General features: G+C 47.2%; 12 protein-coding genes and 3 pseudogenes. 12 read left to right on the top strand and 3 right to left on the bottom strand.

The annotated features are described in order from the left end of the window. Positions 1-13: 13 nt before the first annotated feature. The 4 genes from ylqF (at position 14) to pgeF (ending at position 3,121) form a co-directional block, all read left to right on the top strand. Positions 14-901: a ribosome biogenesis GTPase YlqF gene (gene ylqF, locus DXA13_RS01325; RefSeq protein WP_118241361.1), complete on the top strand. Its 888-nt coding sequence runs from the start codon at positions 14-16 to the stop codon at positions 899-901. A gap of 21 nt (positions 902-922) precedes the next feature. Beyond that, positions 923-1,564, top strand: coding sequence for a ribonuclease HII (locus DXA13_RS01320; protein WP_118241360.1), 642 nt, complete (start codon positions 923-925; stop codon positions 1,562-1,564). A 234-nt stretch (positions 1,565-1,798) separates the two neighbouring features. After that, positions 1,799-2,134 carry a YraN family protein gene (locus tag DXA13_RS01315; RefSeq protein WP_118241359.1) on the top strand — a complete coding sequence of 112 codons (336 nt, stop codon included), beginning with the start codon at positions 1,799-1,801 and terminating at the stop codon, positions 2,132-2,134. A gap of 129 nt (positions 2,135-2,263) precedes the next feature. Further along, on the top strand, positions 2,264-3,121 hold the full coding sequence (pgeF, locus tag DXA13_RS01310; protein ID WP_118241358.1) for a peptidoglycan editing factor PgeF: 858 nt from the start codon (positions 2,264-2,266) through the stop codon (positions 3,119-3,121). Positions 3,122-3,128: 7 nt separating this feature from the next. Here the strand turns inward: pgeF and DXA13_RS01305 are convergent, their stop codons facing one another. The 3 genes and pseudogenes from DXA13_RS01305 to DXA13_RS01295 all read right to left on the bottom strand — a co-directional run bounded on the left by DXA13_RS01305 (position 3,129) and on the right by DXA13_RS01295 (position 7,101). After that, positions 3,129-4,682 (bottom strand): hypothetical protein, encoded by a 1,554-nt coding sequence (locus DXA13_RS01305; protein ID WP_118241357.1) that lies wholly within the window; start codon positions 4,680-4,682, stop codon positions 3,129-3,131. Beyond that, positions 4,679-5,659 (bottom strand): hypothetical protein, encoded by a 981-nt coding sequence (locus tag DXA13_RS01300; protein WP_118241356.1) that lies wholly within the window; start codon positions 5,657-5,659, stop codon positions 4,679-4,681. The genes DXA13_RS01305 and DXA13_RS01300 overlap by 4 nt, the downstream gene beginning before the upstream one ends. A 225-nt stretch (positions 5,660-5,884) precedes the next feature. Then, positions 5,885-7,101 (bottom strand): annotated as a pseudogene (locus DXA13_RS01295) (ribose-phosphate pyrophosphokinase). A 196-nt stretch (positions 7,102-7,297) separates the two neighbouring features. Between DXA13_RS01295 and DXA13_RS01290 the strand changes: the two are divergent. The 8 genes and pseudogenes from DXA13_RS01290 (at position 7,298) to DXA13_RS01255 (ending at position 16,007) form a co-directional block, all read left to right on the top strand. Next, positions 7,298-8,704, top strand: coding sequence for a DUF512 domain-containing protein (locus tag DXA13_RS01290; protein ID WP_181995488.1), 1,407 nt, complete (start codon positions 7,298-7,300; stop codon positions 8,702-8,704). Next, complete coding sequence (der, locus tag DXA13_RS01285) at positions 8,697-10,025, top strand: ribosome biogenesis GTPase Der (protein WP_118241354.1); 1,329 nt, start codon at positions 8,697-8,699, stop codon at positions 10,023-10,025. Before DXA13_RS01290 ends, der begins: the two co-directional genes overlap by 8 nt. A gap of 9 nt (positions 10,026-10,034) precedes the next feature. Continuing rightward, on the top strand, positions 10,035-10,670 hold the full coding sequence (gene plsY, locus DXA13_RS01280) for a glycerol-3-phosphate 1-O-acyltransferase PlsY (RefSeq protein ID WP_118241541.1): 636 nt from the start codon (positions 10,035-10,037) through the stop codon (positions 10,668-10,670). Positions 10,671-10,685: 15 nt separating this feature from the next. Then, the gene (locus DXA13_RS01275; RefSeq protein ID WP_118241353.1) at positions 10,686-11,714 is read left to right on the top strand and encodes an NAD(P)H-dependent glycerol-3-phosphate dehydrogenase; all 1,029 of its coding nucleotides are present in this window, start codon (positions 10,686-10,688) and stop codon (positions 11,712-11,714) included. Positions 11,715-11,835: 121 nt separating this feature from the next. Further along, positions 11,836-13,082: pseudogene (locus DXA13_RS01270) on the top strand (ABC transporter substrate-binding protein). A gap of 199 nt (positions 13,083-13,281) precedes the next feature. Next, a pseudogene (locus DXA13_RS01265) lies at positions 13,282-14,162 on the top strand (branched-chain amino acid ABC transporter permease). Between the two features lie 8 nt (positions 14,163-14,170). Continuing rightward, positions 14,171-15,247 (top strand): branched-chain amino acid ABC transporter permease, encoded by a 1,077-nt coding sequence (locus DXA13_RS01260; RefSeq protein WP_118241352.1) that lies wholly within the window; start codon positions 14,171-14,173, stop codon positions 15,245-15,247. A 1-nt stretch (position 15,248) separates the two neighbouring features. Further along, complete coding sequence (locus tag DXA13_RS01255; protein ID WP_118241351.1) at positions 15,249-16,007, top strand: ABC transporter ATP-binding protein; 759 nt, start codon at positions 15,249-15,251, stop codon at positions 16,005-16,007. The last annotated feature ends 10 nt before the right edge of the window (positions 16,008-16,017 follow it).

The following is a 16,017-nucleotide window of genomic DNA, read 5'->3' as shown; positions in this document are numbered from 1 at the left end:
TTTAGGTGATAGAATGAATATACAATGGTATCCAGGACACATGACAAAGGCAAAACGTGCCATGCAGGAAAGCATAAAATTAATTGACCTGATTATAGAGCTGGTAGACGCGAGAGTGCCACTTTCCAGCAGAAATCCGGATCTTGATGTTCTCGGAAAGGGCAAAGCCCGCCTCATTCTGCTGAACAAATCGGATATGGCAGATGAACGCTATAATGATGCGTGGACAAATTATTTTAAAGATAAGGGCTTTTACGTGATAAAGGTAAATTCCCGCTCCGGCGCCGGATTAAAGCAGATCAACAGCGTCGTACAGGAAGCATGCCGTGAAAAGATTGAAAGAGACAGAAAGAGGGGAATCCTGAACCGTCCGGTCCGCGCCATGGTGGCGGGAATACCGAACGTGGGAAAATCCACCTTTATTAATTCGTTTGCAGGAAAGGCATGTGCAAAAACGGGCAATAAACCAGGTGTGACAAAGGGAAACCAGTGGATTAGGCTGAACAAGGCTCTGGAACTGCTCGACACGCCCGGAATTCTCTGGCCAAAATTTGAAGACCAGCAGGTAGGCCTGAAACTGGCGTTTATCGGCTCTATAAACGATGAAATCCTGAATAAGGAGGAACTTGCCTCAGAGCTGATTCTGTTCCTGATGAACAATTATCCGAAGAGCCTGAACGAGCGGTATCAGTTGGATGCGGAGCAGGAGGCGGGCAGTTATGAGGATCCTTCCAGCCGCGCATACGCTGTGCTCGCCGGAATTGCAAAGGCAAGAGGCTGTCTGCTGAAAGGGAATGAGTATGATACGTCCAAAGCGGCTAATCTGTTGCTGGATGATTTTAGAAGCGGCCGCCTCGGCAGAATTACGCTGGAGTTTCCGGAGGCTGCAGGAGAGATTTAATATCAGGACAGGGAATGGAATATGGCAAGAAAACTGACAGAAGAAAAGCTTCAGGCAGAACTGGAACGTCTGGAGAAGATGAAAGAATATGAATATACGTATGCGGCGTGCGACGCAATCTGCGGCATAGACGAAGCAGGAAGAGGCCCTCTGGCCGGCCCTGTAGCGGCGGCGGCGGTGATTCTGCCAAAGGACTGCCGGATTCTCTTTCTGAATGATTCCAAAAAGCTTTCTGAAAAGAGAAGAGAAGAGCTTTTTCTCGAAATAAAAGAAAAGGCCGTCAGCTTTGGAGTAGGTCTTGTAAGCCCGGAACGGATTGATGAGATCAATATCCTCCAGGCAACTTATGAGGCCATGCGGTCAGCGATCAGTCAGCTGGCGGTAAAACCGGATCTCCTTTTGAATGATGCTGTTACGATCCCCGATGTGGAAATCGATCAGGTCCCGATCATCAAAGGCGATGCAAAGAGCGTTTCCATCGCAGCGGCCAGTATCCTGGCCAAGGTGACAAGAGATCATATGATGACGGAATACGACAAGCTGTTTCCGGAATATGGTTTTGCAAGGCACAAGGGTTACGGAACGGCCGTTCACATCGCTGCAATCAGGGAACATGGGCCATGCCCAATACACCGCAGATCGTTTATAAAAAATTTTATATGATCCGGAGCTATTTGCTACGGCTAGACCACGAGGTCGAGCCGGTTCCCGCGCGTTTTTATGGCGCTTGCTCCATAAACAACAGGAAATCACAATCAGACAAGTCCATGAGGCCGCTTATTTTTCTTTTGCAGAAGCCTCAGGACTGGGTCTTTTTTCATTTTATGGACTGCTTGTTTTGGCGTCCGGTACCGTTGTCAAAGAATTAAAGTAAAAGGAAATTCTGGAGGGAATACGATGAATCGCCGTCAGACGGGGAGTGAAAAGGAAGCTTTGGCCGCTTCCTATTTGGAAAAACAGGGCTGCCGGATTCTGGAACGAAATTACAGAAACCACTGCGGCGAAATCGATTTGATTGCAAAGGACGGGGATACGCTCGTATTTGTGGAGGTGAAATACCGCAGAACGATTAAGAACGGCTGGCCTGAGGAGGCTGTAGACTTAAAGAAGCAGAAACGGATCAGGACAGCAGCATGTCTATACCTGGCAGGAAAGAGCATGGATATTCCATGCCGGTTCGACGTAGTGAGCATACTTGGAGAGACGATCCGGTGGATCAGGGATGCGTTTTAAGCAACTGTTAAAAATAGACGGATGAAGCGAATGTATTTGCTTCGCTTTCATGTGACAATCAAGCCGTTTCCTACGGTTTTAAAAGAGCAGAGAACGAGAAAAACAGAAATAGAATCATAAGGAGACAATATGAGATTAGACTGGAAGAAAAAAGACGGCAGGGATGTATTGGCGGAGCGGGAGAAGAACGGAGTTGTATACCTGACATTTCCGCCATTGGAAGAGACAGGGCTGGTAACTCACGCGTTCTCAACAAGGCTGGGAGGCGTCAGTGAAGGCGCCTGGTCCACGATGAATTTTTCGTTTACAAGAGGGGATAATCCGGATCACGTACAGGAAAACTATAGCCGCATGGCAAAAGTGCTGGGCGGAAAAAAGGAAAACATGGTGCTCACTTACCAGACCCATACGACGAATGTGCGCCTCGTTACCGGGGATGATGCGGGAAAAGGCGTGGTAAGGGACCGTGATTACCGTGATGTAGATGGGCTGATTACGGATATTCCCGGTCTGATTCTCGTCACCTTTTTTGCAGACTGCGTGCCCCTTTATTTCCTGGATCCTGTGCATAAGGCAATCGGGCTGTCTCATTCCGGATGGAGGGGAACAGTTAACAGGATGGGCGGGGTGACGCTCAGAAGAATGGGCGAAGCCTTCGGCTCCAGACCGGAGGATATGATCGTCTGTGTAGGCCCGAGCATCTGTAAGGACTGCTTCGAAGTGGGAGAAGAGGTTGTAGAAGAGTTCCGGGAGTCCTTTGACCAGAAGTATGAGAAGGAACTGTTTTCAGAAGGCAGAAAACCCGGAAAATATCAGCTGGACCTGTGGAAGGCCAACGAGATCATTTTCCGGGAGGCGGGCGTAAAGGATGAAAATATCCACGTTACGAACATCTGTACCTACTGCAATCCTGAGCTCTTGTTCTCCCACAGGAGAACGGGAGAACAGAGGGGGAATTTGTGCGCGTTTCTGGGGCTGAAGGAGTGAATAGACATCAGGAGTATTTCTTCAGAAGTTTTTCCCATTTAGCCAGTTCTGCTTCTTGTGATTTTTCTTTTGTTTTCAGATCAGATAATTGCTTTCTGCAGGCAGCAATCCCGTCTGTGAGAATTTTGATCTGACTCTGCAGCATGTCCTGATCTGTGGTATCCCCTGAGATGCGATCGTACTCTCTCTGAAGCGCCTGCTGGCCTGTATAGTTGGCTGCAAGCTTCTCCGATATTGTATCAATTTGTTTTTGCAGATCAGTTAATTGCTTCTTCTGCGCTGGGGTAAGAACTGCCGGAGTCGGGGCAGGGTTGGATGGCACAGGAGCAGAAGGTTTGGGCGCCGCGGCTATAGGTACAGGATGGGAACCCGGCTTTCCCTTGACCGGTTTGCTTATAACCGCCGACTTCTTGGACAGGAGAGATGTGCCTTTTTGAGCAGGGGGTGTCTCAAACCGGGCGCGAAGAGTTCCGTATTCACTTTGGAGGGCGGCCTGCTGGGCGGAGAGTTTTTCATACTCTTTTTTGTAGTTTGTCAGCTTACGATTTAAACCAGTTAATAGCGTGGACGCATTATTACGTTCTGTCAGGTGGGCAGTTGTATCTTTGAGCTGCTGACTGTCAGATGTAATCTTTTTTTCATGGTTATTTTTCTGCGTTCTTATATCGGATAGACTTTTTGTAAAAGAAGTCACCTCGGAATCGGCTTTTTGATGGATAGTATCAAAAAAACTCTTTCGATAGCCATCCAGCGTTTTGTCCCGATCTATATAATTAATACGATATTCTTTGAATTTACTTAAAAGTTCCTCAGGGTCCTGATCTGCGCCTGGAAGTCCCTGATTGGCTATGTATTGATGTGCTAAGATGGAGATGTTTCGATATTTTTCGTTGTTCAGCAGACCCTTCAATGTACTGACAGCAGAATTAAAACCGGTAATTGATGGCTTGATATCATTATACTTTGAAGCAGAGTTGGCGTCCGTTTGATATTTTGTAAGAGTTTTTTTGCATTTATCGATTTTAATCAAATGGGAACAAAACAATTCTTTATTTGACCTTGCCAGTTTCAGTACATGCTCAGGGGATTCGTTTGAATATATTGCTTTGGTATAGCCTTCTGCCGGGGGTATTATGAAAGATTTTACCCTGTCGGGAATTGCTTTGCTGCGCCGCCCAGGCACAGCCGGAACTAAAGGTGGAGCAGAATCTGATACCGGAGAGCCGGAGGATATGCCTGAAATATCGTTGGCTGTTGTCACCAGCAGAACGACTTTCTCAGCCAGGTCCCTCCATTCGCCAGGCTGTACGTTGTTTTTCAGCTGCCGCATCTCTAAAATAGCATCGGGTATCTTTTCATTGTCCCGAATGTGCCAATCTCCGATATCCGTAGAGCTTCTTGTTAACGTCCCTGTAGTGTTGCCTTTCATACCGGAGACGCTGTTGAAATTACCTTTGAGCAAATCCGCCGGAGACGGGGAAGTTAGAGCGTCCAGCCAGTCACGGACCAGGAAGCCGCGAAGGATGACTTCAGAATCATCCTCCGTGATTCTGTATTTCATAAGAGTTGTCTTTTTAACATCGTCTGGATTATAGTCATGAATATAATGGGGAGAATATACACCTGACATGCTATGAACTCATCTCTATATGGTTCCAGGCATTGAGTAATGAGTGAGATGGCTGCCGGATCGGTTATTTCGTTTAAAAGACTGGTAAAATCGGTTCTGTTCATAAATGGCATGGCGAACTTTGCATTCTTCAGCCAGTTAACAGGATTTCCTCCACTGTTCAGATAATTTTTCAATGTGAGAATATGGGTGAGGACAAGGGTTAGAAATCCTTTGATTTTAGCATCGCTCATACCGGCTTCACTGACTGCGGCAACGGCTCCCTGCACCCCCTGCTTAGAGGCGCTTTTCTTTGTAAGATATTCATAATCCAGAAATGTCTCGTCTTTAGCTGCCTGTTCAATAAAATCGGCCAGCTTTTCCAGACGAACTCCTACTGTAGCCTGAGGATGTGCATTTACACCTCCTTTTTTATTTATAATATAATTTACATCGTTCTCTTTAATCTGGTAAACATTTGGATCTTTTGTCGGGGTTAACTCATTAAATGCATATTCCCCGTTCAGAATATCCAAGTGGGTCTGAGCTGCCAGCTCCACCGTATCAAGCAGCGCGGTGTCTTTTTCATCAAATGGGTCCGTCACATATTCCAGATCGCAGCCGTCGCTGGTAATGGCGAATTTATTCTCCTGCTTATGAAAATGAGGATCAGGGGTTACATCTTCCGTCCCTTTCCCATTTTCTTTTACGATTTCTTCCTTTATATTCCAATCCCCGCCTACCGTCTGAAATTCAAATCCGATCATTCTCTGAATGACAGAATTGCTCATGGAAGAGACCTGAGGAGGGGCAGCAGACAGGTGAGAGAGGGCGGCCTGATTGCCGCCGGGATAATTGACGGGAGAGGGGCGGCCTTCTGTCTCTGTGGTGGCCTTCGATTCTTGTTTTTCTGTTTTCGGAACGTACATTTTTTAACAGCCTCCTTTTCATATGGTAAACAAAACATGTTTACTGACAAGTCAATTACTCCGCGCTTTTGCGCTCCCGCAATCGCTGCCGTCCGGGACTTTTATAGTAAATTTGCCGAATACTTTGTGTGATACTAATATAATATCACATAATTATCCATTTTTGGATAATAAAAAAGGATGTTTTATAAAATAAAATCAACATCCTTTTTAAAGACTATTTTATTAAACGAGGCTCTGGTAATACTCGTACCCGTCCGCCTGTTCCTGATATTTCTTAACCAGCTTCTGCAGCTTGTAAGTGGGCGTCAGCGTGGAGTTGATCGAGGCGTCATGGTTGAAAGAATTGATGATTGCAGCCATGTACTTGCTCATATCGGCCTCCAGATACCATGGGCGGTCAAAAAGGCTTTCCGGACGGTAATTTAAATTGGTGGTAATCACGTAGTCCAGATATCCCTTTGCATAATAATCATCGAATTTCTCCAGACCGTTTGTAAAGAGGCCGAAGGTACAGCAGAGAATTACCTTGCCGGCTTTTCGCTCTTTCAGTGCCTTTGCCGTATCCAGGATGCTCTCTCCGGAAGAGATCATGTCGTCGATAATCAGCACCGTTTTTCCCTCTACGGAAGTGCCCAGGAATTCATGAGCCACGATCGGGTTTCGTCCGTCGATCACTTGGGAATAATCCCTTCTTTTATAAAACATGCCCATATCAACGCTTAAGTTATTGGCCAGATAGACGGCACGGTGCATAGCTCCCTCGTCAGGACTGATCACCATAAAGGAATCTTTGTCGAGTTTCAGGGAAGTATCGTGCTGGAACAGTGTTTTGATAACTGGTACGTTGGGGAGAAGCTGTCGAAACCGCATAAGGGAATGGAATTCTGCACACGCGGATCATGGGCATCAAACGTGATGATGTTCTTTACACCCATATTGGTCAGCTCTTCCAAAGCGATCGCACAGTCCAGAGATTCACGTTTGCTTCTCTTGTGCTGGCGTCCCTCATACAGGAACGGCATGATGACGTTGATGCGGTGCGCAGTCGTTGCTGCAGCAGCAATGATTCGCTTTAGATCCTGAAAATGGTCGTCAGGAGACATATGATTCGTCATTCCGTTCAATCTATAAGTAAGGCTGTGGTTCGTCACGTCTACCATCGCGAAGATATCTGCGCCGCGGACGGATTCCTTAATGATTCCCTTAGCCTCTCCGGAACCGAAACGGGGACACTCCAGACTTAGAAGATAAGAGTCCACCTCATATCCGCGATAGTGCAGGTCGGCTTTTCTCTGCCTCATCAGTTCCTCCGCATCATTTTTGCGGAAGCTGACAATGTAGTCATTTACTTTTTCTGCCAGGGGACGGCAGCTTTCCAATGCAGCTAATTTTAACGGTGCAACAGGAAGGGAATCTTTAAAAACATAGTTGTTCGCCATAAGATATATCCTCCATAGAATATAGACAGATATCCGTCACATGGAGACGGCAGGGACATCTGTAAACTTTAGGTAAAAACCCACACTAAATTTATATCATTTTTCCGGCTTTAACGTCAATAGACAACCGTTAAATTTGCGGGATTATACAAAAAAATACAAAGTGTGAAACTTTACAAAAAACGGGATTGTTGCTATGATAAGAGGTAAGGAAAGACAGGAGAATGAAATGAAAAAAGAAAATGGACATTTAATTAAGGAAGTCGCCCCAGGTTCGATCGCAGAAGAGCTGGAGCTGGAGTCCGGCGACCGTGTGCTCAGCATAAATGGAAATGAAATCGAAGATATCTTTGATTATGAATATCATATAAACAGTGAATCTCTGACGATGGTGATCAGAAAAGCAGATGGAGAAGAATGGGAACTGGATATAGAAAATGACTATGAAGATCTCGGTCTTACGTTTGAAAACGGACTGATGAGCGATTATAAATCATGCTGCAATCGGTGTATTTTCTGCTTTATCGACCAGATGCCTCCCGGTATGCGGGACACGCTTTATTTCAAGGATGACGATTCCAGGCTTTCGTTCCTTCAGGGCAATTATATCACGCTGACGAATATGAAAGACAGAGACATTGACCGGATTATCAAATTTCACCTTTCACCGATCAATATTTCCGTCCAGACGACGAATCCGGCGCTTCGCTGCAAAATGCTGAACAACCGATTCGCAGGAGAGGCGCTGAAGAAGATTGACCGTCTTTACGAGGCGGGAACACCAATGAACGGTCAGATCGTCCTATGCAGAGGGGTGAACGACGGTGAAGAACTGGAACGTACGATCGGTGATCTGACGAAGTATATTCCATGTATGGAAAGCGTTTCTGTGGTACCGGTGGGGCTTTCAAAATTCCGCAGCGGCCTGTATCCGCTGGAAGCATTTACAAAAGCAGATGCACAAGCCACGATCGATATGATTGAAAAATGGCAGAGCATGATATATAAAGAACATGGAATTCACTTCATTCACGCCAGCGATGAATTCTATATGCTGGCGGAACGGCCCATGCCGGAGGCGGAGCGGTATGACGGATATCTTCAGCTGGAAAACGGCGTGGGGATGATCCGGCTCATGACAGAGGAAGTGAAACAGGCTCTTATGGAGATGGAAGCGGACGAGGAGTGTGAAGAACTTTCCATTGCAACAGGAGCCCTGGCTTATGACTGGCTAAAGATCTATCTGGAAGAGATCAGGGCAAAGTTTCCGGGCCGGAACGTCCGCCTGTATAAAATCGATAATGAGTTCTTTGGAACTTCCATTACGGTGGCAGGCCTGATTACAGGCCATGACCTGATTGCACAGCTGAAAGGGAAAAAACTTGGGAACCGCCTCCTGCTTACAGAGAATATGTTCCGCAGCGGAGAAGAGGTATTCCTGGATGATGTGACGAGAGAGGATGTACAAAAGGCTTTACAAGTACCGGTGAATATTGTAAAATCAAGCGGACAAGACTTTGTGAACGCAGTGCTTGGCCGGGAAAACGGCAGCGGGGCTGCCGCATATGAAGGATATGAGTTAAAGGAGAATCCATATGAGTAAACCGATAGTAGCAATTGTAGGGCGCCCGAACGTTGGCAAATCTACGTTGTTTAATGTTTTAGCCGGGGATAATATTTCAATTGTAAAAGATACCCCTGGTGTTACGAGAGACCGTATTTATGCAGACTGCAGCTGGCTGGATATGAAGTTCACCCTGATCGATACGGGCGGAATCGAACCGGACAGCAGGGACGTCATCCTCTCACAGATGAGGGAGCAGGCGGAGATCGCCATCGCTACGGCCGATGTCATTGTTTTCATCGTAGATGTAAGGCAGGGGCTTGTGGACTCGGATGCCAAGGTGGCCGATATGCTGCGCCGTTCCAAAAAACCGGTTGTGCTGGCAGTGAACAAGGTAGACAGCTTTGCCAAATTCGGCAACGACGTGTACGAATTCTACAATCTGGGTATCGGAGAGCCAATTCCCGTATCCGCTGCTTCCAGGCTGGGACTGGGCGAGCTTCTCGATGAGGTGACGAAGCACTTTACAGACAAAATGACAGATGATGAGGACGACGACAGGCCGCGAATCGCCATTGTAGGCAAGCCGAACGTAGGCAAATCTTCTATTATAAATAAACTGGTGGGTGAGAACCGCGTAATCGTGTCCGATGTGGCCGGTACGACGAGAGACGCGGTGGATACGTCCATCGTACACAACGGTACGGAATATGTCTTTATCGATACGGCAGGATTAAGGCGGAAGAACAAAATCAAAGAGGAGCTGGAAAAGTACAGCATTATCCGTACGGTTGCCGCTGTGGAACGGGCGGATATCGTCGTGCTCGTGATCGATGCCTCGGAAGGGGTTACAGAGCAGGATGCCAAGATCGCCGGAATCGCCCATGACAGGGGAAAGGGAATCATTATAGCTGTCAACAAGTGGGATGCGATTGAGAAGACGGACAAGACCATTTATGAATTTACAAAGAAAATCAGGGATACGCTGGCATACATGCCTTATGCAGAGATGATTTTCATATCAGCAGTAACCGGGCAGCGCCTTGTCAAGCTCTATGACATGATCGATATGGTACGCGAAAATCAGACGCTGAGAGTGGCTACAGGCGTTCTCAATGAGATTATGACAGAAGCGGTAGCTCTGCAGCAGCCGCCTTCCGATAAGGGTAAGCGTCTGAAGCTGTATTATATCACGCAGGTAGCGGTGAAGCCGCCGACTTTTGTCATTTTTGTAAATGACAAAGAGCTCATGCACTTTTCATATACGAGATACATTGAAAATAAAATCCGTGAGGCTTTCGGCTTCAGGGGTACTGCATTGAAGTTTATCATTCGGGAACGGTCCGGAAAGGAGCAATAGAACACCATGCTGCAAAGAATATTCTGCCTGGCCTTCGGCTATTTATTTGGATTATTCCAAACGGGATATATTTACGGAAAAGTAAATCACATTGATCTGAGAAAACACGGAAGCGGCAATTCCGGTACGACAAATGCCCTCCGGGTGCTCGGATGGAAGGCGGGCCTCATTGTATTCATCGGTGATTTCTTAAAAACGGTCATCCCATGCCTGATCGTCCGCGTTGTGTTTGCAGGCAGGGAAGACATGCTTTATCTTCTGATCCTCTATACGGCCTTCGGCGTCATCCTGGGTCATAATTTCCCATTTTATATGGGATTTAAGGGTGGAAAGGGAATTGCGGCAACAGCCGGTCTTCTCGTTTCCATCGACTGGCGGATCACCCTGATCTGTCTTGTGATTTTCGTAGTTACCGTAGGCGTGACACGTTATGTTTCCCTGGGATCCATTCTGGTTGTAACGGCATTTCTGATCGGTGCCGTCTACTGGGGGAGCCGCGGAGATTATCTTCTCGGTGATCCGTATCTGTATGAATTTTACGCGCTGGCTGCCCTCGTTGCAGGAATGGCAGTCTGGCGCCATAGAGCCAATATCGTAAGGCTGCTGCATGGAACGGAAAATAAACTGGGAGCAAAGAAAGAATAAAAGGGGTATAGGATTATGGCAAAAATCGGTATCATCGGAGCGGGAAGCTGGGGAATCGCCCTGTCTTTTCTGCTTTCAAACAATGGACATGAAGTGTGTGTATGGTCAGCACTGGAAGACGAAGTGAAAGAACTGAAAGAAACACATGGATATCATTCTCTCCCAGGCCTTGAGCTTCCGCTTTCCATGAACTTTACTGCGGATATTTCCGAGGCCATGAAAGATAAGGATCTGCTTGTGACGGCCGTTCCTTCCGTATTTGTCCGTCAGACAGCGCAGAAGATGAAACCATACTGCAGGGAGGGACAGATCGTCGTCAACGTGGCCAAGGGAATTGAAGATACGACGCTGCAGACCTTGTCTCAGATTCTGGAGGAAGAAATCCCGCAGGCAAATGTAGCCGTCCTTTCCGGACCGAGCCATGCAGAAGAAGTCAGCCGCGGCATTCCGACTACATGTGTAACAGGAGCACATGACAGAAAGACGGCTGAGTATATCCAGAACATTTTCATGAGCGAAGTGTTCCGTGTCTATACGAGCCCCGACATCCTTGGCATCGAACTGGGCGGTTCCTTAAAGAACGTCATCGCCCTGGCGGCCGGAGTCGCTGACGGGCTGGGGTATGGAGATAATACGAAGGCAGCCCTGATTACGAGAGGAATTGCGGAAATTACCCGTCTTGGAATGGCTATGGGCGGAAAATTTGAAACATTCTGCGGCCTTTCCGGTATCGGCGATTTGATCGTGACGTGTGCCAGCATGCACAGCCGCAACAGGCGGGCAGGTATCCTGATCGGCAAAGGCTATACCATGGAAGAGGCTATGAAGGAAGTAAAAATGGTAGTGGAAGGCGTGTATTCTGCCAAAGCAGCACTTGCGCTTTCGAAGCAGTATGATATCCCCATGCCGATTATTGAGCAGGTAAACGAGGTCCTTTTCGATGGAAAGTCAGCGGCAGAGGCAGTGAAAGAGCTGATGCTGAGAGATAAAAGGATTGAAAATACAGGGCTTTTGTGGGAAGATTTCAACACTTTTTCGCTTTAAAATATTGACAAGGGAAATCGATATATATATAATTGAACAAAGCTTATTTCGAAAATGGCTTTTGCAGGAACTCCTGGAAAGCCATTTTTGCATATTCGCTTAAAGAAGAGGAGGAATTATTATGAAACGAGTAGTAAGCTTAGGTCTGGCTGCTGTTATGGCGGCATCCTTAACCGCATGCGGCGGTTCAGACACAAAAGAGACTGCAGCAGATAGCAAGGCGGCTGAGTCAACAGCAGCAGAGGCAAAGGAAGACGCTTCCAAACCTGCAGAAGGTACAGAAGCGGCAGACGGCAGCGTATTTAAGATCGGCGGTATCGGCCCGATCACAGGCGGTGCAGCCGTATACGGAACAGCCGTACAGAACGGCGCACAGATCGCTATCGATGAGATCAATGCGGCAGGCGGTATCAACGGATACCAGGTTGAGTACAATTTCCAGGATGATGAAAACGATTCTGAAAAAGCGCTTAACGCTTATAACACATTAAAGGACTGGGGAATGCAGGCGCTTGTAGGAACTACCACATCTACGCCATGTATCGAGGTTGCAGGACAGTCTTTCGCTGACGGCGTTTTCCAGATTACACCATCCGGTTCTGCAGTAGAGTGCGCGGCGAACCCGAACGTATTCCGCGTATGCTTCTCCGACCCGGCACAGGGCGCAGCTTCCGCAAAATATATCGGCGAACACAAGCTTGCAAGCAAAGTTGCAGTTATTTATGACAGCTCCAGCGTTTACTCCAGCGGTATTTACGAGCAGTTCGCAGAAGAAGCAGAGACACAGGGCATTGAGATTGTAACAGCAGAAGCATTTACAGCCGACAGCAACACAGACTTCAATACTCAGCTTCAGAAGGCAAAAGACAGCGGCGCAGAATTGGTGTTCCTGCCGATTTATTATACAGAGGCTTCTCTGATCCTTTCTCAGGCAAACGCCATGGATTTCGCACCGGCATTCTTCGGATGCGACGGTATGGACGGTATCCTTCAGGTAGAGAACTTCGATACGTCCTTAGCAGAGGGACTTATGCTTCTGACCCCATTCGCAGCAGATGCAACGGATGAGCTGACAGCTAATTTTGTAAATACATACAAAGAGAAATATAAAGAAATTCCGATCCAGTTTGCAGCAGATGCATATGATGCAGTTTATGCGATCAAGCAGCAGCAGAAGATGCAAAGGCTACTCCGGATATGGATACAGCAGCTATTTGTGAAGCACTTTCCGCTTCTATGCCGAACATTTCCATCGAAGCGCTTACAAGTGTAAGCGGCGAAAAGATGACCTGGACAGCAGAAGGCGAGCCGAACAAGGCACCAAAGGCTGTTAAGATCGAAAACGGCGCATATACAGCTATGGAGTAATCCATAACGTACGGACAATTCCCGGATTTTCCGGAATGAAGACCTGGCGGCAGGAACGTAACAGCGTTCCTGCTTCTATGGTTTTACACAGGCAAGTATGAAAGAGGATTTCAACCGGCGGCTCTGAGCCGCCAAAAATCCTCTTTTTCTTTCATATTCATATCCTTTTACAAAAATGAAAAAACAAGAGGTGTAAGAAATGAGCTTTATTTCCTATTTAGTTAATGGCGTCAGCTTGGCAGCGTATACGCGATTATAGCCCTTGGATATACAATGGTTTACGGAATTGCCAAGATGCTGAATTTCGCTCATGGAGATATCATCATGGTTGGCGGTTATATGGTATTTGTTACAGTCAGCAGCATGGGACTGCCGCCTGCTGTGGGCATCCTGGTCGCTGTCGTTGTCTGCACGCTTTTAGGCATGATTATTGAGTTTGTTGCTTACCGCCCACTCCGCGGAGCTTCACCTCTGGCAGTTCTTATTACGGCAATCGGTGTCAGTTATCTGTTACAGAATATTGCGCTTCTCATGTTCGGCGCAAATACAAAGTCATTTACTTCCGTAGTTTCCGTGCCATCGTTAAAGCTGGCAGGAGGAAAACTGATTATTTCCGGGGAAACCATGGTTACCATTGCAGCATGTATCGTGATCATGATTGCATTGCTGACCTTTATCAATAAATCAAAAGCAGGACAGGCCATGCTGGCCGTTTCCGAAGACAGAGACGCGGCTACGCTTATGGGCATTAATGTAAACGGAACAATTGCCCTTACATTTGCAATTGGTTCTGCTCTGGCTGCTGTTGCAGGCGTACTCCTTTGCTCTGCATATCCGACCCTGACTCCATACACGGGCGCAATGCCTGGTATCAAAGCCTTTGTGGCCGCCGTATTCGGAGGAATCGGCTCTATACCGGGGGCTTTCCTGGGCGGAATCCTTCTTGGCGTAATCGAATCGCTGTCAAAGGCTTATATCTCTTCACAGCTTTCTGATGCGATCGTATTCTCTGTGCTTATTATTGTGCTGTTAGTTAAGCCGACTGGGATTCTGGGAAGAAAAATCAGTGAGAAAGTGTAGGTACGGATATGAAAAAGAGAAAAGTACGGAATAAAACTTGGAAAGAAAATGCAGTTACGTACGCAATTGTAATTGCAGCTTATATAATCATTCAAATGATGTTAAGGGGCGGCCATGTATCGAGCCTGATGAAGGGACTTCTCGTGCCTGTATGCATCTATGTAATTATGGCCGTTTCTCTGAACCTTGTCGTGGGAATTTCCGGAGAGCTGAGCCTTGGGCACGCCGGCTTTATGTGCGTCGGTGCTTTTAGCGGAGCGCTGTTTACGAAATGCATGACGGCGGCAATCCCAAATACGACGATATGCTTTATCTTTGCCGTCCTTACAGGCGCAGCGACAGCAGCTCTGTTCGGAATACTGATCGGTATTCCCGTTCTTAGGCTGCAGGGAGATTATCTTGCGATTGTAACTTTGGCCTTTGGCGAGATTATAAAAAATATCGTCAATGCCATGTATCTCGGCCGTGATTCTCAGGGCTTTCACTTTTCCATGAAAGATGCGGCCTCCCTTCACATGGAAAAGGGAGGGGAAATGCTGATCAAGGGAGCACAGGGAATAACGGGTACACCGAAGGCAGCCAATTTTACAATAGGGATTATTCTGATTCTCATTACCCTTTTTATCGTACAGAATCTGATTAATTCCAGAACGGGCCGCGCAGTTATGGCGATCCGGGACAACAGGATTGCGGCTCAGTCCGTCGGCCTTTCCGTGACAAAATACAAACTGCTGGCATTTACGGTTTCAGCTGCCCTGGCAGGTGTTGGCGGTGTTCTTTATGCCCATAACCTGACGACGCTGACAGCCCTTCCGAAGAACTTCGGATACAACCAATCGATCATGATCCTTGTATTCGTGGTGCTGGGCGGCATCGGCAATATCCGGGGATCGGTGATCGCAGCAGTCATTCTGACTGTACTTCCGGAGCTGCTCCGCGGCATGAACAATTACCGAATGCTCATCTATGCGATTATCCTGATCGTTATCATGATTTTCAGCTCCGCACCGGCTCTGATTTCATACAGAGAGCAATTCATGGGCAAATTCAGGAAGAATAAACCACAGGCAAAGGAGGCGGCATAATATGGCTATGCTGGAAGTTAAAAATCTCAGTATCTCCTTCGGCGGCCTGAAGGCAGTAAATAATTTTCACATTACTATAGAAAAAGGGGAACTTTACGGACTAATCGGACCGAACGGCGCCGGAAAAACGACGGTATTCAATCTCCTGACAGGCGTGTATAAACCGGATACCGGTTCCATTCTGCTGGACGGAAAGAATATCAGTGGGAAAAATACGATCGATATCAACAAAGAAGGCATCGCGAGAACCTTTCAGAATATCCGCCTTTTTCACAATTTAAGCGTACTGGACAACGTTAAGGCAGGCCTTCACAATCACTATTCCTACTCCACCCTGAGCGCTGTTTTCCGCCTTCCTTCATACTACAAAAAAGAGCATGAAATGGATGAACGGGCTATGGAGCTTCTGAAGGTATTCGATCTGGATGGGGAATATGATTACAAGGCATCCAACCTTCCTTACGGCAAACAGCGCAAGCTGGAGATTGCGAGAGCCCTTGCTACGAACCCGAAGCTTCTGCTTCTGGATGAACCAGCCGCCGGTATGAACCCCAACGAAACGGCGGAGCTGATGGATACCATACGCTTTGTAAGAGACAATTTTGACATGACGATCCTGCTTATCGAGCATGATATGAAGCTTGTTTCAGGAATCTGTGAGCATCTGACCGTACTCAATTTCGGCCAGGTGCTCACAGAGGGAGAGACATCAGAGGTGCTTCATAATCCGCAGGTAATTACGGCATATCTTGGAGAGTAGGAGGAAACGG

Origin of the sequence: Clostridium sp. AM58-1XD (assembly GCF_003464085.1) — a bacterium.
Lineage (GTDB): Bacteria > Bacillota > Clostridia > Lachnospirales > Lachnospiraceae > Lachnoclostridium_A.
The sequence above is the reverse complement of the archived record's forward strand: the minus strand, read 5'-3'. Positions and strand labels throughout refer to the sequence as shown.

Coding starts and splice junctions, on each gene's coding strand:
- DXA13_RS01320 (WP_118241360.1), top strand. CDS start 923: ATGGCAAGAAAACTGACAGAAGAAAAGCTTCAGGCAGAACTGGAACGT.
- der (WP_118241354.1), top strand. CDS start 8,697: ATGAGTAAACCGATAGTAGCAATTGTAGGGCGCCCGAACGTTGGCAAA.
- pgeF (WP_118241358.1), top strand. CDS start 2,264: ATGAGATTAGACTGGAAGAAAAAAGACGGCAGGGATGTATTGGCGGAG.
- DXA13_RS01290 (WP_181995488.1), top strand. CDS start 7,298: ATGATAAGAGGTAAGGAAAGACAGGAGAATGAAATGAAAAAAGAAAAT.
- DXA13_RS01305 (WP_118241357.1), bottom strand. CDS start 4,682: ATGAAATACAGAATCACGGAGGATGATTCTGAAGTCATCCTTCGCGGC.
- DXA13_RS01275 (WP_118241353.1), top strand. CDS start 10,686: ATGGCAAAAATCGGTATCATCGGAGCGGGAAGCTGGGGAATCGCCCTG.
- DXA13_RS01315 (WP_118241359.1), top strand. CDS start 1,799: ATGAATCGCCGTCAGACGGGGAGTGAAAAGGAAGCTTTGGCCGCTTCC.
- DXA13_RS01260 (WP_118241352.1), top strand. CDS start 14,171: ATGAAAAAGAGAAAAGTACGGAATAAAACTTGGAAAGAAAATGCAGTT.
- DXA13_RS01255 (WP_118241351.1), top strand. CDS start 15,249: ATGGCTATGCTGGAAGTTAAAAATCTCAGTATCTCCTTCGGCGGCCTG.
- ylqF (WP_118241361.1), top strand. CDS start 14: ATGAATATACAATGGTATCCAGGACACATGACAAAGGCAAAACGTGCC.
- DXA13_RS01300 (WP_118241356.1), bottom strand. CDS start 5,659: ATGTACGTTCCGAAAACAGAAAAACAAGAATCGAAGGCCACCACAGAG.